Annotated in this window: 15 protein-coding genes, 1 tRNA gene and 1 pseudogene; 7 read left to right on the top strand and 10 right to left on the bottom strand. The window is 34.2% G+C overall.

Annotated features, from left to right (window positions below):
• Positions 1–15: 15 nt before the first annotated feature.
• Both lptD and pcnB read right to left on the bottom strand, forming a co-directional pair.
• Positions 16–2403 carry an LPS assembly protein LptD gene (gene lptD / locus GYM76_RS08280; RefSeq protein ID WP_220225158.1) on the bottom strand — a complete coding sequence of 796 codons (2388 nt, stop codon included), beginning with the start codon at positions 2401–2403 and terminating at the stop codon, positions 16–18.
• A 74-nt stretch (positions 2404–2477) separates the two neighbouring features.
• Positions 2478–3779 carry a polynucleotide adenylyltransferase PcnB gene (gene pcnB, locus GYM76_RS08275; protein WP_220225157.1) on the bottom strand — a complete coding sequence of 434 codons (1302 nt, stop codon included), beginning with the start codon at positions 3777–3779 and terminating at the stop codon, positions 2478–2480.
• A 410-nt stretch (positions 3780–4189) separates the two neighbouring features.
• Between pcnB and oxyR the strand changes: the two genes are divergently transcribed.
• Positions 4190–5113: a DNA-binding transcriptional regulator OxyR gene (gene oxyR / locus GYM76_RS08270; RefSeq protein ID WP_220225156.1), complete on the top strand. Its 924-nt coding sequence runs from the start codon at positions 4190–4192 to the stop codon at positions 5111–5113.
• 31 nt (positions 5114–5144) lie between these two features.
• Positions 5145–5789, top strand: coding sequence for an HTH-type transcriptional repressor FabR (gene fabR, locus GYM76_RS08265; RefSeq protein ID WP_220225155.1), 645 nt, complete (start codon positions 5145–5147; stop codon positions 5787–5789).
• A 488-nt stretch (positions 5790–6277) separates the two neighbouring features.
• Here the strand turns inward: fabR and pntB are convergent, their stop codons facing one another.
• Together pntB and pntA are read right to left on the bottom strand one after the other, a co-directional pair.
• Positions 6278–7672, bottom strand: a complete 1395-nt coding sequence (pntB, locus tag GYM76_RS08260) for a Re/Si-specific NAD(P)(+) transhydrogenase subunit beta (RefSeq protein WP_065562366.1) — start codon at positions 7670–7672, stop codon at positions 6278–6280.
• 15 nt (positions 7673–7687) lie between these two features.
• The gene (gene pntA / locus GYM76_RS08255; RefSeq protein ID WP_220225154.1) at positions 7688–9220 is read right to left on the bottom strand and encodes a Re/Si-specific NAD(P)(+) transhydrogenase subunit alpha; all 1533 of its coding nucleotides are present in this window, start codon (positions 9218–9220) and stop codon (positions 7688–7690) included.
• 556 nt (positions 9221–9776) lie between these two features.
• Between pntA and GYM76_RS08250 the strand changes: the two genes are divergently transcribed.
• Entirely contained in the window at positions 9777–11165 is a 1389-nt protein-coding gene (locus GYM76_RS08250; protein ID WP_220225153.1) for an MFS transporter, read from the top strand.
• 49 nt (positions 11166–11214) lie between these two features.
• Here the strand turns inward: GYM76_RS08250 and GYM76_RS08245 are convergent, their stop codons facing one another.
• The gene (locus GYM76_RS08245; RefSeq protein WP_220225152.1) at positions 11215–11940 is read right to left on the bottom strand and encodes a DUF4198 domain-containing protein; all 726 of its coding nucleotides are present in this window, start codon (positions 11938–11940) and stop codon (positions 11215–11217) included.
• A gap of 298 nt (positions 11941–12238) precedes the next feature.
• Between GYM76_RS08245 and mukF the strand changes: the two genes are divergently transcribed.
• Genes mukF through mukB form a run of 3 tightly spaced genes read left to right on the top strand, consistent with a single transcriptional unit; the run spans position 12239 to position 18751 of the window.
• Positions 12239–13561 carry a chromosome partition protein MukF gene (mukF, locus tag GYM76_RS08240; protein ID WP_220225151.1) on the top strand — a complete coding sequence of 441 codons (1323 nt, stop codon included), beginning with the start codon at positions 12239–12241 and terminating at the stop codon, positions 13559–13561.
• Between the two features lie 43 nt (positions 13562–13604).
• Positions 13605–14330 (top strand): chromosome partition protein MukE, encoded by a 726-nt coding sequence (mukE, locus tag GYM76_RS08235; RefSeq protein ID WP_065562474.1) that lies wholly within the window; start codon positions 13605–13607, stop codon positions 14328–14330.
• Between the two features lie 2 nt (positions 14331–14332).
• Positions 14333–18751, top strand: a complete 4419-nt coding sequence (mukB, locus tag GYM76_RS08230; RefSeq protein WP_370632626.1) for a chromosome partition protein MukB — start codon at positions 14333–14335, stop codon at positions 18749–18751.
• A 364-nt stretch (positions 18752–19115) separates the two neighbouring features.
• On the opposite strand, the gene GYM76_RS08225 is transcribed toward mukB, so the two are convergent.
• From GYM76_RS08225 to secG, 5 genes and pseudogenes are all read right to left on the bottom strand, one after another.
• Complete coding sequence (locus GYM76_RS08225; RefSeq protein WP_220225148.1) at positions 19116–19556, bottom strand: hypothetical protein; 441 nt, start codon at positions 19554–19556, stop codon at positions 19116–19118.
• 405 nt (positions 19557–19961) lie between these two features.
• Positions 19962–20357: a hypothetical protein gene (locus tag GYM76_RS08220; RefSeq protein WP_220225147.1), complete on the bottom strand. Its 396-nt coding sequence runs from the start codon at positions 20355–20357 to the stop codon at positions 19962–19964.
• 89 nt (positions 20358–20446) lie between these two features.
• Positions 20447–20671 (bottom strand): annotated as a pseudogene (locus tag GYM76_RS11135) (primase-like DNA-binding domain-containing protein); the annotation flags it as partial.
• A 298-nt stretch (positions 20672–20969) separates the two neighbouring features.
• A tRNA-Leu gene (locus tag GYM76_RS08210) sits at positions 20970–21055 on the bottom strand.
• A gap of 7 nt (positions 21056–21062) precedes the next feature.
• Positions 21063–21443 carry a preprotein translocase subunit SecG gene (gene secG, locus GYM76_RS08205; RefSeq protein WP_220225145.1) on the bottom strand — a complete coding sequence of 127 codons (381 nt, stop codon included), beginning with the start codon at positions 21441–21443 and terminating at the stop codon, positions 21063–21065.
• A gap of 175 nt (positions 21444–21618) precedes the next feature.
• On the opposite strand from secG, the gene thiI reads away from it, so the two are divergent.
• Positions 21619–23067, top strand: coding sequence for a tRNA uracil 4-sulfurtransferase ThiI (gene thiI / locus GYM76_RS08200; RefSeq protein ID WP_220225144.1), 1449 nt, complete (start codon positions 21619–21621; stop codon positions 23065–23067).
• Positions 23068–23161 lie beyond the last annotated feature (94 nt).

The raw sequence follows: 23161 nt of genomic DNA, 5'->3' as shown, positions 1-23161 counted from the left end.
AATTTATTAGTATGTTTATTCAAATGTTGTTGTATAAGGTAATTTACCAAAGTTTAACATTTTGGCTTGCGTGTCACGATTACTTCCTAAACCTTTAAGTTCAAAGTTAATTGACAGTTTGTTTTTGTATTTACTTATATGTTCTGTGTTATCCCAGTCGGTTAATTTGCGTCCATATTGTACGGTTACTCCCCAACAGCAGTCGCTATAATTTACCCCAATAAAACTGTCTGAAATCTGTTTTTGCTTAATATCATAATAATAAGATCCCACAGCACTCACTTTTTCAGATAGTGGCCAACTAACCATAATGCCGGCTTGAGAAAGATCTTGTTTGTAACCTTTATATGCGGAATACTTATACCTGTCATCTACAGTGTCAATATAGTTACGATTGGCATAACGATAAGATAATTGAATTAATTTGTCACCCGATGGTCGATATTCAAACGTTGTATTGGCTAGCGAAATAGTATCAATACGGGTGTCGTATTGAATCCCGCTTCGGAAAATAATATCGTCACTAATTCGCCAGAAATTATCTGTTGCCCAAGTGACACTACCTGTATCAGAATTTTTATCTAATTCATTATTGTGATCACCGGTTTTAGATTTTGTAAAATAGGTAATTTGCCCTAAGGACATATTAAATTTTTCAACTTTGTTACTATCATAAAAACGTGTAGTTACACCCGTTGAAAGTTTATTTGTTGATGCAATACGGTCTAAACCACTATATGTTTGATCTCTAAATAAACCAATGTAATCAGCTTGTAAGAGTGTGGAATCGTAATTTCCAATATTTGATTGGTTACGATAAGGGTTATAAGTATATTTCACTCTAGGTTCGAGTGTTTGGCTATACCCATCGATTAGATCAAAGTCTCTTTCAAAAATTACTTTACCATCAATACTAAATCTCGGTATAAAACGATTTACTGTGCGATCTAACTTTATCCCTTCTTTTATGTGTTCAAGATTATTATTATATTTAAATATGTTTTTCTGGTTGTAATGAGTTGCCATAAAACCAGTTTCTGCAGATAAATTTGCCCAAGAATTTGTAACTGTATAATTGATAGTTGGTTCTATATGGACTCGCCAAGCTTCGGGTTCATTATCTGTTGAATTTATAAAATGAGAAAGTTGTGAAAAAGTCTTAAATTTTAATGGTCCCAGCTCGTAGTTATAATAGTTGATATCTAATTGAGGCTGAGTTTGGTAAAGAATATCATAGTGGAATGGTTGGAAGTGTTTGTAACCTAAAGCAACATCCCAATTTTCATCATTGTATGCTAATTTATAAAACTGAGTCAGATATCCAGCTGTTTGAGACGCATATTTAGAACTGAGATCTGTTAAATATTGATTGTCACTGACTCGTGTAGTATCAGCTATAAAACGCCAATTGTAGTTAATTAATTCGTCGTTTTTCCAATAGAATAACCATCGATTACGATTGTTATCGTATCTGTTGCCATTTGTTGATTTTTTTCTATCGTCACTGTATTGATTATCATGCTGTAACCAGTCAAAAGCGAAAGTCCCTAATCCTAATTGATTTAAGTAGCGAAACTCAGTTTGTAACTGTACACCACGGTGTTGTAGTATTCGTGGTGTTATAGTTGCATCATAATTTGGAGCAATGTTCCAATAATACGGTAATGAAAAATCGATACCATCAACACTATCGTAACCAAAATTAGGAATTAACAATCCTGATCGTCTTTTATTGCCTGTAGGCAATTGTAAATAAGGTGAGTAAAGAACAGGTACTTTCTCTATTCTAAATACCGCATTCCAAACTTCCAACAACTGTTCTTCATTATCGTGAATAATTGTTGAACCTGTAATATTCCAAGCACTATCTCCTACAGGACAGGAGGTAAAACTACCATTTTTAAGAATTACATAGCGATTCTTTTCAAGTTTGATCTCATCGGCTTCACCTCGTCCAAGTCTATTAACTAATTGATACTCACTTGGATTTATATTCGCATCATTGCTATTTAGATTCATTGATGCGTGGTTACCTTTGGTTTGTATCATATTATCTTGATAAGTGATATCACCATCGAGTGTAACCATCCGATTATTTGCATCTTTTGAGTCAATCGTCACTTTATCAGCTAAAACTGTACGATTGCCTTGCTCTACATAAACACGACCTTTGTAAATAGCTAAATTAGGATAAAGTCCTTCAAACTCATCTGCTTCTGCATTAATAGGTAATGTATTTATATCTCCATTAACAATTGGTCGCTCAAATTTAGGTACACCAACAAGACACTGCGGATTAGTAGTGTCATTTTTTGGTAAATCTATTGCATAACTTGGGCTGCTATAATTGTACAAAGAAAATGTTATAGCTATAGCAATACGAGAAAGCGATAATTTTTTCATTAATGATTAGAATATGATTATGATTATTTTAATTGAAACATTATAGCGGTTATTTATAAAAGTGCGAATGAAAATTAACGTTTAGTCCGTCGTTTATTCGTTTTACCAAGTTGTCTTACCATGACTATTTTCTTTTCAGTCGATACTTGTTGAAATTCATCCCACCACTTAGCTAAATCTAAAAGCTCACCTTTTTCGATAGAAGCTCGCATTTCTAATAGATCATAAGCTGCTCGGAACTTTTGATGCTCTAAGATGATAAATGCACGTTTTCCTTCTCGTTTTTTCATTCTTAATTGTAATCGCCACATATCACCCATAACCGCTGTCAAACGTCTTGGTATAGCGATAATACGGCATTGCTCATTTAGTACATCATTAATTGCCATAGAAAAAGAATCATAATATTGCAAACCGCTCTCAATGCAGTTTAATTGAGTTTGTTCTATAATTGGATACCAAAAAAATGCTGCATATAAAAAAGCAGGGTTTATGCGTTGCTCATTTGCTATACGGTAATCAGTATTTTTTAACACTTGAGCAATCATTTTTTCCATATTTCCTTCATGGTCATGTGTAAATAAACGTTCAACCACTGGAAACAATTGTTTAAATAAATGATACTGCTTTAATAATATATAAGTATCGTAACCATATCCTGATTGTAATAATTTCAAAGATTCATCAAAAAGGCGGGCAGAAGGAATATTATTTAATAATGGAGCCAGTTTTTTTATTGGTTCAGCAGTAGCAGGGTCAATTTTCATGTTAAGTTTTGCTGCAAAACGGATTGTCCTTAACATTCTGACTGGATCTTCACGATATCTTGTTTGTGGCTCACCAATTAATCGAATAATGCCATTTTGTAAATCTTTTAGTCCACCACAATAATCACGAATTGTATAATCTTTGACGCTATAATAAAGCGCATTCATAGTGAAATCACGACGAACGGCATCTTGCTCTATCGTTCCATAGACATTATCTCGTAATAACATACCTGCTTGTGATCGTTTTGATATGTTCTTTTGTTCACTCTGATCATCATGATCACCTCGGAACGTTGCAACCTCAATTATCTCTTTTCCAAACATAATATGAGCTAAACGAAAGCGTTTACCTATCAAGCGGCAATTTCGAAAAATCTTTTGAATTTGTTCTGGTGTAGCATTTGTCGCAATATCGAAATCTTTTGGTTTTTTACCTAAAAGAAGATCGCGGATACAACCACCTACGAGATAGGCTTCATATCCTTGTTTATTCAATCGATAAAGTACTTTCAACGCATTTTCGCTTATATTTTTCCGAGAAATATTATGCTCATTACGTGAGATGGAAATATAATGCGACTCTTGTCGCTCTTTATGATGGAACATTTTACGATAAAAGCGAGAAACTTGTTTAAAAATAGCGCACCTCGAATCAATAATGGTCTATACTAAAATATAGCGCGCGATTATATCGCAATTAAATCTAACTTTCCATTTTTCTTGAAATAGTTATACCAAGCAAAATAAAGGAAATTTCTTTATATTAATTAAATATTTTATTTGATTTTTTGAACATAATTATCAACAATAGTAATTTATATAGTACAATTAGTTAGATTATTTTTTAACTTAATAAAAATTAATTCAAAATAGATTATCTTATTTATTTTATTAATGACTAATTGATTTAATTAAACTTATACTCTTTTAAAAAAAGATTTTTGATAAAAATAATTATTAATTTGGTTTACAATTAAGAGTATAAAAATATTAACTGATAACTTATTGGGGACTCTATGAATATTCGAGATTTGGAATATTTTGTATCATTAGCTGAATTCCGGCACTTTCGTAAAGCAGCTGATGCTTGTAATGTTAGTCAACCAACACTAAGTGGTCAAATCAGAAAACTTGAAGACGAATTAGGCGTAATGTTACTTGAACGTACTAGTCGTAAAGTGTTATTTACTCAAACTGGCATGATGCTTGTTGAGCAAGCTAAAGAAATTTTACGTAATATACAGATTTTAAAAGAGATGGCTAGTCGTCAGGGGGAAGAGATGGCTGGTCCTATGCATATTGGATTAATTCCGACTATCGCTCCATATTTATTACCACATGTGATTACCGTATTACATGAATCCTTTCCTCAACTAGAACTTTATTTACATGAAGCGCAAACTGCCAATATTGTTGCTCAACTTGAAAGTGGAAAATTGGATTGTGCTATTATCGCTCAAGTAAAAGAAACCTCACAATTTATTGAACTACCTTTATTCAATGAACCTATGTTTTTAGCCGTTCCTGCAAATGATGAATTAGCTAGTAAACAGACAGTTAAGCTTTCTAGTCTGAAAGGGAAGAAATTTTTAATGTTGGAGGATGGTCATTGTCTACGCGAACATGCTATGGGGTATTGTTTTCAGGTAGGAATTGATGAAGATAAACAATTTAAAGCGACGAGTTTAGAAACATTGCGTAGTATGATATCAGCAGGACGTGGAATTACTTTATTTCCAGAGTTAGCGGCTCCAAATGAACGTACTCGTGATAATATTTGCTATATTCCATGTACTGATCCTGTCCCAACACGAAGCATCGCTTTAATTTATCGACCTGGTTCTCCATTACGTTCTCGTTATGAAACTATCGCTAAAACTATTCGTGACCATATGCCAAAAGTCTTTGCTGAAAAAGAACGACTGTTAGGCCAGAAATAATTTATATTTCTTATAGCGCAGAATTTAAAAAATGAAAAATGTTAAAACCTGTGGAGTTAGAGCGCAGCAAAAGGAGAGAACTCGTCGAAGTTTAATTGATGCTGCATTTCATCAACTCAACGCGGAACAAGGTTTTGCAAGTTTAAGTCTGCGCGAAGTTTCCCGTGAGGCAGGTATAGCTGCTACATCATTTTATCGCCATTTTCGTGATATGGATGAGTTAGGTTTAGCGATGGTTGATGAGAGCGGTTTAACTCTTCGTCAATTATTGCGCCAAGCTCGAAAACGTATTGAAAAGGGAGGGAGTGTTCTTCGAACTTCGGTAACCACCTTTATTGAATTTATTGATAAAAACCCTAAAGTATTTTTATTGTTGCTCAGAGAAAAAGCCGGAACTTCTTCAGCATTCAGATCGGCAATTGCACGCGAAATTCAGCACTTTATTGTGGAGCTTGTTGATTATTTAGACAATGCCAATCAAATGCCACATCATTATAATGAAGCTCAAGCCGAAGCAATGGTGACTATCGCATTTAATGCTGGCGCGGAAGCAATTGATTTCGACATAGTACAACGCCAAAAACTAATTGAAGATCTTATATTTCAACTTCGTATGGTTTCTCGTGGCGCTTATTACCTTTATCATAAAGAAAAAATCAAAAATAATAATGAATAATTATGGTAGGTTGATATTGACATTTTAACTTACCATAAAGGTATTTTCTTGATTAATCTAGATTATATTTGTACTTTTAAATAAGGGTTAAGATAATGCCTAAAGTACACTATTTGTTATATTCAATTTCCTTCTTTAATTATTGGTGCTGGCATTGATGTTGGAGATATGGATGTAAATCTACAATCTGGCTATTTACAACGATTTTTAACAAAGCCTTTATCATCTTATCATTTCAGATGCAATGCACTTGAGCTTCATACAAGTTTGTAAATCAGGCGCAATAGATAATTTAGAGAAAGATTAAAAAGGAGAAGACATTATTTGTATGGATGGTGGGAATAAAAGTAGAAACGAAATACATCATGAAAGAATAAGCTTAATATCGGATTTTCTAGCTAAACAAAATTTGAATGAACATAATTCATTTTTTATTAAATTACTGCGGTTAAACCGCAGTAATTTTTGTTTTTAACAACATAACGTTATTAAAGATTTTGTAGCACTTTTTCAACACTATCTTTAGCATCACCAAATAACATATAGCTATTTTCTTTAAAGAATAGTGGATTTTGTACTCCAGCATATCCGGTATTCATTGAGCGTTTGGATATAATAACCGTTTTTGCTTTCCAAACTTCAAGAACAGGCATACCTGCGATAGGGCTGTTTGGATCTTCTTCCGCTGCCGGGTTAACTGTATCATTTGCACCAATTACCCAAACAACATCTGTATCAGGGAAGTCATCATTGATTTCATCCATTTCTAATACAATATCGTAAGGTACTTTTGCTTCGGCTAATAATACATTCATGTGACCAGGTAAACGCCCTGCAACTGGGTGAATACCAAAACGGACTTCTATACCCATACCACGAAGCTTTTCAGTAATATTGCTTACAGCACCTTGTGCTTGAGCAACAGCCATACCATAACCTGGTACGATAATAACTGAACGTGCTTCTTTTAATGTTTGAGCAACTTCTGCTGGCTGCATTTCACGGTATTCACCTTGTTCTTCTTCTGAAGAGCTTGATGCGCTACCATCGCTACCAAAACCACCGGCAATGACGCTGATGAATGAGCGATTCATTGCTTTACACATGATGTAAGAAAGAATTGCCCCTGAAGAACCAACTAAAGCACCGGTTACAATAAGTAAATCATTACCTAACATAAATCCTGCTGCAGCTGCTGCCCATCCAGAATATGAGTTAAGCATTGAAATAACTACAGGCATGTCTGCACCACCAATTGATGCCACAAGATGGAAGCCAAATACTAATGCGATGATAGTCATAACAAGTAGACTAACAAGTGCGCCTGCGCCACTTTTCACACCAATAAAAGTAAACATCAAAATTACTGAAACAACGATTGCCGCTAAGTTCCAGTAGTGTTTATAAGGAATAGAAAGTGGTTTAGAGCTAATGCGGCCATTTAGTTTTCCAAATGCAACGACTGAGCCAGAAAAAGTAACTGCACCAATAAAGATACCAATAAAAATTTCTACTAAATGTACAGTAAGTTCGCTGCCAGTGAAAACCATAATATTAGAATCTAAGAAGCTATTGAAACCAACGAGAACTGCAGCCATACCAACGAAACTGTGGAGTAGTGCAACAAGCTCTGGCATTTGTGTCATTTCTACTTTTTTAGCAAGATAAAGACCAATAGCTGCACCAATGACCATAGCAATAATGATCCAGTGTAGTCCGCCTTTAATACTTGCAATAGCAGCAATAAGTGCAATTACCATACCAACCATGCCATAAATGTTTCCAGATTTGGCTGATTCTTGATTTGATAGTCCTCGTAAACTAAATATAAAAAGTAATGCAGCAAGTACATAGGCTGCTTGAATTATTCCATGACTAAACATTATCAATAATCTCCTTTACTTGCCACGTTGAAACATTTTTAGCATTCTTTGTGTAACAAAGAATCCACCAAAAATATTGATACTAGCAATTAAAATAGCAACAAAGGCAATTGCCGTAGTTAAGCCATTATCATCACCGACTTGCAGTATTGCACCTACTAATATGATACCAGAGATAGCATTAGTAACTGACATTAATGGTGTATGTAATGAATGAGTTACATTCCATACTACGTAATACCCTACTACACAAGACAAAGCAAATACAGTGAAGTGTCCTAAAAAGGTTTCAGGAACCACATTAGCTAACCAGAAATAAGCAATAATCAATAAAGCTAAAATGCCAAATTTTTTTGCAGGTTGTATTGGTGTTGGTTCTGGTTTGGCGATAGGTTCAACCGCTTTTTTCTGTGGTTGTGCAGAAACTTGAATTGGTGGAGCTGGCCATGTTATTTCTTTATCTTTAACGACAGTTACGCCACGAATCACAACATCGTCAAAATTAATGTCGATGTTACCATCTTTTTCTTTGGCGAGTAATTTTAATAAGTTAACAATGTTAGTTCCATATAGTTGTGATGCTTGTGCCGGCATTCGGTTAGCTAAATCTGTGTAACCAACTATTTTAACATTATTATCTGTTTCGAATACTTCACCCGGTTTGGTTAATTCGCAGTTACCACCAGTTAAGGCTGCTAAATCAACAATAACACTACCTGGTTTCATTGACTCAACCATCTCTTTAGAGATAAGTTTTGGCGCAGGTTTACCTGGAATTAATGCTGTAGTGATAATAATATCAACATCTTTTGCTTGTTCAGCAAATAAAGCCATTTCAGCTTCAATAAAGGCTGCAGACATTTGTTTTGCGTAGCCATCTCCAGAACCAGCTTCCTCTTCGAAATCTAATTCTAAAAAGTCAGCACCCATACTATTGATTTGTTCAGCAACTTCTGGACGTGTATCAAATGCACGAACAATAGCACCTAAACTAACTGCTGCACCAATTGCTGCAAGACCAGCAACACCAGCACCGATTACCAATACTTTTGCTGGTGGTACTTTACCTGCAGCAGTGACTTGACCGGTAAAAAATCGACCAAATTGGTTCGCAGCTTCAATAACAGAGCGATAACCTGCAATGTTAGACATAGAACTTAATGCATCTAGTGATTGAGCTCGTGAAATACGAGGCACACAATCCATTGCCATTACAGTAATATTTTTAGTGGCAAGTTTTTCTAAAAGATCTTTATGCTGAGCTGGATAAATATAACTAATGAGTGTTAATCCCTCTTTCATCATAGCGATTTCATCATCAGTTGGCGCGTGAAATTTTAAAATAAGATCATTTTGCCAAATATCCTTTGTGTTTTGAATAGTGGCCCCAGCATCAATAAAAGCTTGGTCTTCAAAATGAGCAGCGTGTCCAGCACCTTGTTCTACTGAAACTGTAAATCCAAGTTTTAATAGTTGTCCAACAGTTTGAGGTGTTGCTGCAACCCTAGCTTCATTGGCTAACCGTTCTTTTGGTATACCGATATGCATTACGTTACATCCTTATGTTAAAAAAGATTATTCATGTCTCCCGATTTTAGCACAAATTAGCGACAGTGCGAGTAGGTAATTTATTTTTTATTATCGAAATCTTAATATTAAATTTAATAATAAGTGGATTTTAAATCTGAGAATTGAAATTAGAATATTTCTCTTGTAATCAGTGTGAATAGTTTGTTTTAAAAGTGAACTATCTTAATCGCCATTAAGAACACCTCTGTTTGCCAAAAAATTGTTTTTCTACCTATGGTTAAATATTAATTAGATATTTCAATTGGTGAGTGAGTTATCAGACTAAGTTTTGCAATTATCTGATAATTCAACAAGGTTAATTTGAACTTTAATTAATATTTCATAGTCAGCTGAAAACATCAACGACAGCACGATCTCTGATAATAACCTTTTATTGGTTTTATACGTGAGAAAATAAAATTATTGATATTTAATTATATATCAAATAGATACAAATAAAGAATCATCTCATTTGAGTATAGTTACTAATGATATTCAAATGCCGATCAATTAAAACATTTAATGAGGTAAATATATGGCAGATCTAAGCCAGAAAAAAAATAATATCTTGGCTTTAATGGTTGCTTTGCTTGCTGCATGTGTTGCTTTCCAACTCAATGCAAGTATGTTAAGCCCAGTGTTAGTTACTATAGCGAAAGAATTAGGAACTAATGATGCAGCTGTCGGACTATCTCAAACTTCTTTTTTTACAGCAGCTGCACTATTTTCACTATTCTTGCCCCGATTAAGTGATATAAAAGGGCGAAAAAAAGTATTAACAGCCATGTTGATTATAATGACTTTAGGTACAGTCATTGCTGCTATTGCGCCGAATATTGAAGTTTTGTATGTTGCTCGCATTATTCAAGGTGTATCAGGGCCAGTGGTTCCATTATGTTTGTTAATGTTAAGTTTTGAAGTAAAAGACGTTAAGCAATATGGTATGTTAATGGGTATCATAACAGCAGTAAATGGTGGTATTGCTGGTGTTGATGCTATTGCGGGAGGTTTACTTGCTACGCATTTTGGCTTCCGGTCAGTATTTTGGATTATAGCTATTGTTGCAGCAATCTCGACTTTTTTTGTTCATCGTTTTGCGTCAGAATCTCAGCCCTCTAAAGGTACCAAGATGGATTGGCTAGGCGTTTTGTTAATTGTTTTAACAATAGCTGCGTTATTACTTGCACTTAATGAAGCCGGTAAACTTGACAATGCCAATTGGCTGATTGTTACTGGATTAAGTTTATTGGCTTTTTTATGTTTTATTTTATTTTGGAATGTAGAAAAAAGAAGTAAGCAACCTTTAGTCACTATCAATCATTTGAAAAAGCGTGCCACCTGGGCGTTGTTATTAACAACCACATTAACCATGACTGGGATCTTTGCCATCGTTAATGGTTTAGTGATGTCAATTGCCCAAAATCATGAAATAGGTTTTGGGTTAGATGCAGATTGGGCATCATTAATTTTTCTCACGCCTTATGCTTTAATTGGTTGGTTTGTTGGGCCATTTTCAGGAAGATTGGCACCAATAATGGGCTATAATAAAGTGCTCAAGTTAGGTTTAGTGGGTTGTATTATTGGTATTTTGGTTATTATGTTTTATGGCATTCATTCTTTACCTATTTTATCGGTTGGCGTGATTGTTTTAGGTATTTTTTATGCTGGAATGGCTAATATCATTTTAAATGGATTAGGTATCGTCTTATCTCCTACTGATAATCCAGGATTTTTACCTGGTATGAATGCAGGGGCATTTAATTTAGGTGCTGGTTTGAGTTTTGCTTTATTACCAGCAATTCAGATGATAAATGGAAACACAATTGATGGTTACTTTAATGGTATGTTGTTTGGTTTAATCATTACGGTGTTAGCTCTATTTTGTAGTTTTCTTATACCTCGTCCGATTAGTGCTGAAGTTTAAAAAGATAATTATAAAAAACGGGATAATGATCCCGTTTTTTATATATAAATTAATCTTCTTCAGGAATTAATGTAAAAACTAATGTAGTAAAAAATTTGTCTTGGGTAGCTAATTGATTATCTTTAAGCGGGAAACCAATTTCAACACCTATAACGTTTAAACCTTGATTTGGCACAATAATAGTAGCCTGGCCTTTATCATCAGTTTTCACTGTTTTGTCTAAATTATTTACAACATCAATGATGACAGGTGTATTGGTTAGTGGTTTACCATCTTTGAAAACGGTTATCGGTAAATTGTCGCCTCGTTTTAATTTTGTTGGGTCAATAGAAGGAACAATTTGTAGTGGAATATCTTCTATTATTTTGGGTTTGTTAACGGATGATAAATAGTTGACACTATATTTTATGGCATGAGTGCCCTTATCTGCACCTTTAACTTGATTCATTGGCAAATTAACGTATTTACCATCCGAATTTTTGGTCCAATAACCATAATCAAAATCAACTGTTACTACAGCTGTATCTTTTGCAGGTTCGATGGTCACAAAGTTATTATGTGCTATTTTTGAAACGGGTAGTACCGACCAATCATTATTATAAGCTTTAACTTTTTTCACCATTTCAGGTTGATAGCCATTATCTAAAGCTCCTTCACCTAAAATAATCTGCTTTTGATCGACTCGATCAGTAATCCATATACCATGAGCTGTCACGGATTGTGAAATTAAACCCATTAAAGTCCCCAATAAAACTGATAATAATACTTTACGCATAGATACCTCAATATTTTAAATGAAAACGATAATTATTATCATTTTTATATTTATATAAGTCAATTTAAATATAAAGTTAATTGGCTAATAAAATGGTCTTTTTTGTCTTGGTAACAAGTTTATTTAAGAAAATTAAATATTGGTTATCACATCTAATAATAAATCCTAAACTTAGCTATTTTTAACTACTACAATTTGTTATATAATCGATAAAATTTTGTCCATAACACAATATATTGTGTTTCTCATATTATTTTAAGATGTCGCGATATTGTGCATCTTTAATTAAGGAATCACTATGATGGATTTTTCCCAATCAGTGCCAGAACTGGTCTCTTGGGCAAAAAAGAATGATTTTTCGATTGCTCTACCTGTTGAGCGATTAGCCTTTTTATTAGCAATTGCTGTATTAAACAGTGAGCGCTTTGATGGTGAAATGACTGAATCTGAATTAATTGACGGATTCAGACATGTCTCTCAGATCTTTGAGCAAAGTGAAGATACTATTACCGTTCGGGCTAATAATGCCATTAATGATCTAGTTCGCCAACGTTTAATTACTCGCTTTGCTAGCGAAATGACCGATGGTTATTCTATTTATCGTTTGACTCCACTAGGAATTGGCATTTCTGATTACTATATACGCCAACGAGAATTCTCAACTTTACGCTTATCTATTCAGCTTTCTATTGTTGCACAAGAATTAAAGCGTGCAGCAGATGCGGCCCTTGAAGGTGGCGATGATTTACATTGGCATCGAAATGTTTTTGCTCCATTAAAATATTCTGTTGCAGAAATTTTTGACAGTATTGATATCACACAGAGAGTAATGGATGAACAACAAGCTGAAGTTAAACAAAATATTTCAGCATTGTTAAGTCAAGATTGGCAAGCAGCCATCAGTAGTTGTGAAGGTTTACTTACCGAAACATCACAAACATTGCGTGAGCTGCAAGATACGTTGGCAGCTGCAGGTGATAAGCTACAAGCCAGTTTGCTTCTGATACAAGATGCCACATTAGATAATCCAGATCTTGATAAAATTAACAATGTTGTTATGGATCTGCAAGGAAAACTAGACCGAATTATTGGCTGGGGACAAAAAGCAATAGACCTATGGATTGGTTATGATAGACACGTTCATAAATTTATTCGTACAGCAATCGATTTAGATAAGAATCGAGTTTTTTCTCAGCGATTACGTAAATCGATTCAAAGCTATTTTGATTTACCATGGTCACTCACTTTTGCTAATGCTGAGCGTTTACTTGATATGCGTGATGAAGAGTTAGCACTGCATGAAGCAGAAGTGACGGGTGAATTACCATCCGAGCTTGAGTTTGAAATGATTGAAGAAATTCAAGAACATATTATTTCGCATATAGAACAAAATTTATTGATCTTTAAACAAGAAAATAAACCACTTGATATGAGTAATGCAATTCATAGTTATTTAGCACAGTTCCCACGTGAACAACATTTTGATATTGCAAGATTGTTTATTGATCAGGCTATTCGATTAGGTGTTGCCGAAAGCGATTTACTCGGTATCCCAGCCGAATGGAAACCTATTAACGATTATGGAGCTAAGGTACAAGCACATGTCATCAACAGATATTAATGATTTAGAAATAGAACAAACTTCCTATCATCTTGATGAGGTTATGGGGCGCATTGCAGCAAGCTCTCAAGCGTCGATAGATAAGTTTATGCCGGTAAAATTAGCTCAAGCTATTGCCAATCCAATATTTCCGGAACTTGACAGTCTATTAAGGTCAGGTCGTCATATTGGTATCGATGAGCTTGATAATCATGCTTTTTTAATGGATTTCCAACTTGAGCTTGAACAGTTTTATCAACGTTATAATGTCGAGCTTATTCGCGCACCGGAAGGATTTTTCTATCTGCGTCCTCGTTCAACTACTCTGATTCCACGTTCAGTATTATCTGAACTTGATATGTTAGTCGGTAAAGTGCTTTGTTATCTCTATTTAAGTCCAGAGCGATTAGCACATGAAGGCATTTTTACCTTACAAGAACTTTTTGATGAGCTTGTTTCATTAGCGGATGAAAGTAAATTATTGAAACTAGTCAATCAGCGTTCTACAGGCTCGGATTTAGATCGCCAAAAATTATTTGATAAAGTAAAAACTGCATTAAATCGATTACGTCGACTTGGTATGATCTTCTTTATTGTAGGTAATGATAGTAGCCGTTTTCGTATTAATGAATCTATATTCCGATTTGGAGCTGATGTGCGTAGCAGTGATGATGCTCAAGAAGCACAATTACGCCTGATTCGCGATGGTGAAGCGATTAAAATTGAATCATCACTTATATTAGATGATGATAATAGTGATGATGAAGATGTTAATGAGGAGATTGAATAATGATAATGGGACACGGTAAATTTCACTCATTAACCTTAATTAATTGGAACGGTTTTTTTGCTCGAACGTTTGAGCTTGATCAGCTTGTTACCACACTTTCTGGTGGTAATGGTGCTGGTAAATCAACCACTATGGCAGCATTTGTCACTGCATTAATCCCAGATTTAACCTTATTACATTTTAGAAATACAACTGAAGCAGGAGCAACTTCGGGTTCTAGGGATAAAGGTTTACATGGTAAATTAAAGCCAGGCGTGTGTTACTCGATGCTGGATGTAATTAATTCTCGTAATCAACGGATTATCTGTGGTGTGCGTTTACAGCAGGTTGCTGGTCGTGATAAAAAAGTTGATATTAAACCTTTTTTAATACAAGGTTTGCCTGTCAATATTACTCCAACAGAATTAGTAACAGAGCGCTTAAATGAAAAACAGGCTAGAATTTTATCTTTACCGGAATTAAAAGATAAGATTGAATCAATGGAAGGGGTTATCTTTAAGCAATTTAATTCCATTACTGATTATCATTCAGTCATGTTTGATTTTGGTATTTTACCTAAAAGATTACGTTCTTCATCTGATCGAAGTAAATATTATCGTTTAATTGAAGCTTCTCTTTATGGTGGAATTTCAAGTGCTATCACGCGATCATTACGTGATTATTTATTACCAGAAAATAGTGGTGTTAGAAAAGCATTCCAAGATATGGAAGCAGCACTTCGTGAAAATCGGATGACACTTGAAGCTATTCGAGTTACACAATCAGATCGCGATTTATTCAAACATCTCATTACTGAATCTACAAACTATGTGGCTGCTGATTATATGCGTCATGCTAATGAGCGTAGAGTTCATATCGAATCAGTTTTAGGACTACGTCGAGATATGTTCAAAACGCAAGATCTGCTTATCAGTAATCAGTATCGACAAGTTGAGATGGCAAAAGAGCTTAAAGAATATCAAGATGCTCAAGGCGATTTAGAGACCGACCTTCAGGCAGCAAATGATCATCTTAATCTTGCACAAACTGCTTTGCGTCAACAAGAAAAAATTGACCGCTATCAAGCAGATTTAGATGATCTTAATATAAAACTTGAAGAGCAAAATGAAGTTGTATTTGAAGCAAATGAACAGTATCAAACTTACCGAGATCAAGTTGAACAGACAGAACAAGAAGTTGATGAGATTAAAACTCAATTGGCAGATTATCAACAAGCTTTAGATGTACAACAAACTCGAGCTATTCAATATCAGCAAGCAATTCAAGCTCTGAAAAATGCCCAACAACTATGCCAATTGCCTAAATTAGGTATAAGCAATGTTGAAAATCACTATGAAGTTTTTCAAGAAAAACAAAAAGAAGTTACTGAAAAATTATTAGAATTGGAACAGAGAGTTAGTGTTTCTGATGCTGCAATAAGTCAATTTGATAGAGCGTATCAACTAGTTGTTAAGTTGGTTGGCGATGTAGTACGAAGTGAAGCATGGAGTGCTGCTAGAGAAGCATTAAAACAATGGCCTTCACAATGTTATCAAGCTGAGCAAGCAGAACATTTACAGCTACAATTAGATGAATTAGAACAACGCTTTTTTGAACAAAAAGAAGCTGAATCATTACTAACTCAATTCTGTAAGCGTTTTGGTCGTCAAATCAATTATGATGAACTTGATGAATTAAAACAAGAACTTGAAGTTCAATTGGATCAAAATGCCGAGCTTGCTAACGAATCAAGTGAAAAACGAATTGAATTTAGGCAAGAGTTTGAGCAAATACAAACAAAAATAAGTGACTATCGTCAAAAAGCCCCATTATGGTTAAAAGCTCAAGATGCACTTATAGTATTGCAAGAACAAACACAACAAACTTTTACTAATAGTCAATCAGTTACTCAGCATATGCAACAACTGCTTGAACAGGAACGTGCTTTAGTTACTCAGCGTGATCAAATAAACTTCAAACGAAATCAACTTGATACGCAAATAGAACAACTTAATCAACCAAGTGGTGTTGATGACGGACGTTTATCTGTTTTAGCTGAACGATTCAATGGTGTTTTACTTTCTGAAATTTATGAAGACGTAACAATTGATGATGCACCTTATTTTTCAGCATTGTATGGTCCGTCAAGGCAAGCCATTGTGGTACCGGATTTATCATTAGTCAAAGCACAACTCGAAAGCCTTACTAGCAGTGAAGAAGATTATCCAGAAGATATCTATTTTATCGAAGGTGATCCATCATCATTTGATGATAGCGTATTTGATTGTGAAGAGATGAATAAATCGGTTCTTGTTAAAACAGGTGATCGTCAATGGCGTTTCTCAAGTTTTCCTAAAGTTCCTTTGTTTGGTCGAGCTGCACGTGAAATACATCTTGAGAAATTATCAGCTGAACGTGATGAGCTACATGAACTTTATGCAACAATTTCGTTTGACCTTCAAAAATTGCAACGTATTGAGCAAAATGTTGGGCAGTTTATTGGTGAATATTTATCTGTAGCTTTTGATATCGATCCAGAAGCCGAAGTACAAAAACTAACAACACGACGCAATGAAATCGAACGCCAATTATTAGCACAAGAAAGCATTGATAAACAAAACCAACAGCAAGTGGCAATGTGTAAAGAGCAGCTAGCTACAGTTAATCGATTAGTTGCTCAGATGCATTTATTGGCTGATGATGATTTAGCCGATCGAGTTGATGATTTACGTGAACAAGTGGCTGAAGCGCAAGAAGCTGCGCAATATGTGAGTCGTCATCGCCATACTGTTTCGGAATTAGAACCAATTATTGCTGTGTTACAAAGTGATCCTGAACAGAATGATTCACTACGTGAGCAATATAATACTATCAAAGCTCAGCAACAAACTATTCGTCAACAAGTTTTTGCCTTAACCGAAGTCATGCAACGCCGTGCGCATTTTAGCTATGAAGATTCGGCTGGAATGCTAAATGAAAATAGTGATTTGAATGAAAAACTACGTTCTCGACTTGAGGTGGTTGAAGCACAGCGTACTGAAGCACGTAGCCAGATGCAACAGTACCAAGATAAATACAATCAATATAATCAAACTTTTGCTTCTTTAAAAAGTGCATTTGAAACTAAACGTGACATGCTCAATGAGTTGCATAAAGAGGTTGAACAAATAGGTGTTAAAGCGGATGCAGCAACCGAAGAACGAGCACGTATTCGTCGTGATGAAATTCATCAAAAACTTAACACTAATCGGCAACAATGCACATCGCTTGAAAAACAACTTATTATGTGCGAAAGCGAAATGACACAAATGCAAAAACGTTTAGCACAAACACTACGTGATTATAAACAATTACGTGAACAAGTTGTGGAAGCGAAAGCAGGGTGGTGTTTAGTTTTACGATTAGTTAAAGAAAATAGCGTTGAACGAAGGTTACATCGTCGAGAATTAGCTTATCTAAGTGCTGATGAATTGCGCTCTATGTCAGATAAGGCACTCGGTTCATTGCGTCTAGCAGTAAATGATAATGAACATTTACGTGATGTATTAAGATTATCCGAAGATCCAAAACGACCAGAACGTAAAATACAATTTTATATTGCGGTTTATAAACATCTTCGTGAACGAATTCGTCAAGATATTGTTAAAACGGATGACCCAATTGAAGCTATTGAGCAAATGGAAATTGAGTTATCACGATTAACTGAAGAACTTACCTCACGTGAACAGCAATTGGCAATTAGCTCAAAAAGTGTGGCTAATATTATTCGTAAAACTATTCAACGAGAGCAAAACCGTATTCGTATGCTTAATCAAGGTCTGCAAGCGGTGGCATTTGGTCAGGTAAATGGTGTACGTCTTAATGTTAGTATCCGGGAAGCTCACTCTTCATTATTAGCAGCATTAGCTGATGATCAAAACGAGCATCAAGATCTGTTTAGTAATAATCGTATTACTTTCTCAGAAGCATTAGCTAAACTTTATCAACGCTTGAATCCTCATATTGATATGGGGCAGCGAACTGCGCAAAATATAGGTGAAGAATTGCTTGATTATCGAAACTATCTGGAAATGGATGTTGAAGTTAATCGTGGCGCTGATGGCTGGTTACGTGCTGAAAGTGGTGCATTATCAACAGGTGAAGCAATCGGTACAGGTATGTCGATCCTATTGATGGTGATTCAAAGTTGGGAAGAAGAATCTAAACGCTTGCGTAATAAAGACATATCACCTTGTCGCTTATTATTCCTAGATGAAGCAGCCCGACTTGATGCTAAATCAATTGCAACGCTCTTTGAACTTTGCGAAAGATTGGAAATGCAACTTATTATTGCAGCGCCAGAAAATATCAGTCCGGAAAAAGGCACAACGTATAAATTAGTACGGAAAGTCATTAATAACCAAGAACATGTTCATGTGGTTGGTTTAAAAGGTTTTGCATAATTTAATTTAACAAACTAATTCGCCGACTTTATGTCGGCGATATATGGTAGCGTTCAATCTAATCAAAAAGTATGATTGGTATTTGCCTCGTTTAAAATAACAAAATAGGCTACAAACTATTTATACTCTTTTTGATGTGCTTTACAGGATTTTAAAGAATGCTGCTGAATATTGAATTGGTGAATGGGTGGCGGATCTTTTAAATCTCATGAATACTTCAGAACAATAACATATGCAGCATAATTAGCCAATGGCCAAATTTTTTACTAGTGTATGTATCCTATCTATTAATAATAGTTGCACAAAATTTGTTACTAATAAATATTAAAGTATCTATAAGCAAATAAAGTGTTATTTCTGATACTTATTTTATTCTATTACAAACTGTTTCGATTTTAGATCTAAAATCAATAGTATCTGTGTGATTATTGAGTTTTTTTAAGCGTTTCGTTATTATGTTGTTAAATGAGTCGTCATCCTTGATTTCTAAATATTGTTTCAGAGTACAATTTGCTTCATAACATATTTCATTTACTGTACTGTTAAAGCCGTTGACATCGATAGCTTGTTTTGTTCCATCATTTTTAATTTCATAAAGCTTATCATCTAATATTCTAAATTTAATTGTAAAATCTTCAGGCTCAGTGGTATGTTTAAGCTCTTCTTCTGGGGATACATTTAGCCCTATACTATATATCATAGTGCATTGCCAATCGCCCACAAGATATTCTTTGAGAACTTTATTATCACTCTCACCACAACCGAATAGAATTAGACTAACCATGCTAAGAATAAAATTTTTCATAACATTCTTTTGTTTTTGAATAATAATATGAGAATTATTATTCAATATCAATTATATGTTAGACTTTGCATTAATGAAATTTTCATTTTCTATCAAACCTTATCAATATAACTATGTAGACTTTCAATTTCAGTCAAAGGGTATTTCTAGTGATTTGATTTATTCCTATCTTTATTTGACGGTTCTTTCTATCGTTATAAAATTTTTAGTTATACAAGATTCACATAAATAAGCATATAATTAAAAACGTGGTTATAAATGTAACTTACTGATACTTGCAAAATAGTGAAACAGGCTTTAGGCGGTTAACACTTTAGGATTTGTTATTAACTAGTGTTCACTTTAGGTATTCACTTTTTTATTTTAGTTGGAAATAGAACTTATGACTTAGCCCAATATTAGTAATTAATCACCATTTTTTCTTTTAAGATCAATATAATTTTGGATGTTATTTATCCATGCTTGTTTTTGCTCCCAAAGTTGCTTCTCCGCACTGTATAACAACAATCCTTTACTTCTCAGATCATCCTTATAAGCTAATTTAATGTATTCTCGATTATATAGCCTCATTTTTTCTATAACATCATCACAAGAAACAATAGCTTCAAAAGCGATTTGTTCTGATGAATGTTGAGTTTTTTTAATCTGTTCAGATGCATATCCCCAAATACAAGTCGTAATATTTTTATGTTCATTGAATACTTTTATTCTAAGTTCAACGCTTTTATTTCTATCGTTTGCAAAAAGAATATTAGGAATAATTAAACAAATTATAAAAATACAACTAGTTATTTTTTTCATTATAGAGAAAAGCCATTATTATTTATTTCGTTAATTGTAACAAAAAAACGCCAAAATTAAGCGATTTATATGATAACAAATAATAACAACTAACTAGGTTCTTCTGCTCTTGGTAGCCAATCCTGACTAGTATAGGTATTAATCTCTACGTTTGTACTCATTCCTTTATTTGATCTTTTGCGGATATAATTTTTACCGTTTTCTTTCATTGCATAATTAAGTGATGTACCAAATTGTGTGAGCGATAAAAGGTTGTTTAAGCCTGTATTGCGTATATATTCAATATAAGCATGATACAAATATCTTCTTGGGTTAAAGGGGTGATCATCCCCAAACCTCCCATAAACATCCCATTAGGATAATCAAGCGCATCAAGATAACTACAAAATTTGTGTATCAGTCATTGGAGCTATTCTTTTAGGCATACTTTCACCTTTTGGGACTATGAAATTATAGGACTATGTTCACGTAGTCCTTAATATAGTCCCCAAAAATATGAATGTAAATGTATCTTACTGATGCTTATAGAATAGTAAAATAGGCTATAAGCCTTGTTTATACTGGTTTTGGTGTGGTTTAAAGGATTTTAAAGAATGTTCCTGTTTATTAAATTGGTGCCGTGGGCGGGACTTGAACCCGCATGCCCTTAGAGCACTACCCCCTCAAGATAGCGTGTCTACCAATTTCACCACCACGGCGCTGTTTTTATTCTGGAATATCTGAAGTCGGATTAATACTCTGTGGCTGTATAACTGGATCAGTAGTTGGAATTACTTGTCTATTACTGTTTAATTCATCTGTACTTTGCTGTGTATTATCGCCAATATTTTTGAAATCATCGCTGATATTAGTTGTTTTTGAACTACCAATATTGGACAAAATAATACTTAATGCAAAAAATAAGACACCTAATATTGTCGTTGTACGTGTAAGGAAGTTTCCACTACCTGATGAGCCAAATAGAGTCGCAGATGCACCTGCACCAAAAGATGAGCCCATGTCAGCGCCTTTTCCGCGCTGTATTAACACTAAAACGATTATCGCAAGTGCGATAATTAAATAACCTATAATTAATAGTTCGTACATTTCAACCTGTCAATTTTATGTTATAGAACAGAATTTATTGATGCGAAATATTAGCGAAAGAGTGAGCAACAAGCAAGTATATTTTGTTATTTTCTGTATTTATCATAATCAATTGTACGTTTTTAGGGAAAAATAAGTATAATGTCGCCATTTTTAGTCTCGCAAATTCTGTTGTATGAAATTTATAGTTAAACTTTTTCCTGAAATCACGATCAAAAGTGAATCTGTTCGTTTACGTTTTATTAAAATATTAACGAGTAACATTCGTAATATTTTAAAACATTCAATTGATGATGTTGCCGTTATTCGTCATTGGGATTTTATTGAAGTTCGCCCTAAAGTTATTAATAGTGAAAGTCAAATCTTAGAACTATTAACTCGAATTCCTGGTATTCACCATATATTAGTAGTTGAAGAGCTTAGTTTTGTCGATCTGCATGATATATATGAAAAAGCGTTTAATCATTTTGCCCCTTTAATTGAGAATAAAACATTTTGTGTCAGAGTAAAACGTCGAGGTAAGCATGAGTTTACTTCAATTGATGTAGAGCGTTATGTTGGTGGAGGGCTGAATCAGCATGTTTCGACAGCTAAAGTAAAATTAACTCGTCCGGATGTAACAGTTAATCTTGAAATAGATAAAGACAAGCTATTATTAGTTAAAGAACGTCATGCAGGAATTGGTGGTTTTCCGACAGGAACTCAAGAAGATGTTATTTCTCTTATTTCTGGCGGATTTGATTCTGGCGTGTCGAGCTATATGTTTATTCGACGAGGCTGCCGAGTCCACTATTGCTTCTTTAATTTAGGTGGAAAAACTCATGAAATTGGCGTTAAACAAATGGCTCATTATTTATGGAAGAGATTTGGTTCTTCTCATAAAGTTCGTTTTATCGCCATTGATTTTTCGAATGTAGTAGGTGAGATTCTTGAGAAAATTGACGATGGACAAATGGGCGTTATTTTAAAACGGATGATGATTCGTGCTGCTTCTATGGTTGCTCGACGTTATAATGTTGAAGCGTTGATTACTGGCGAGGCATTGGGGCAAGTATCAAGCCAAACTTTAACTAATTTACGTTTAATCGATAATGTGAGTGATACTTTAGTTTTACGCCCACTAATAACGTATGATAAAGAAACTATAATTAATCTTGCTCGTCAAATCGGTACTGAAGACATCGCTAAGACAATGCCAGAATTTTGTGGCGTGATATCAAAAAATCCTACTGTAAAAGCGGTGAAAGAAAAAATAGAAGAGGAAGAACAAAATTTTGATTTCTCTATATTAAATAAAGCAGTTGAAGAAGCCGAAAATATTGATATTCGTGAAATTGCTAAACAGACTGATGACACAATTACACAAGTCGATATGGTTTCAACATTAGAAGAGAATCAAATTATAATTGATATTCGTTCACCTGAGGAACAAGAGGATAACCCATTAGAAATTGAAAATGTCGATGTTAAGCTCATCCCTTTTTATAAATTGGCGACACAATTTGGCGATCTAGATCAATCAAAACAATATTTATTGTATTGTGCGAAAGGTATTATGAGTAAATTACAAGCACTTTATCTTATTGAACAAGGATTTAGTAATATAAAAGTGTTTAAACTATAAATCTTAACAATTATTTACGACATTATTGCATTTTACCTATATAATATTTCTAAAAATATAAAATAAATTTACAATAATAAAAAACCAATAGAAA

The organism is Gilliamella sp. ESL0443 (assembly GCF_019469165.1).
Taxonomy (GTDB): Bacteria; Pseudomonadota; Gammaproteobacteria; order Enterobacterales; family Orbaceae; genus Gilliamella; species Gilliamella apicola_E.
The sequence above is the reverse complement of the archived record's forward strand: the minus strand, read 5'-3'. Positions and strand labels throughout refer to the sequence as shown.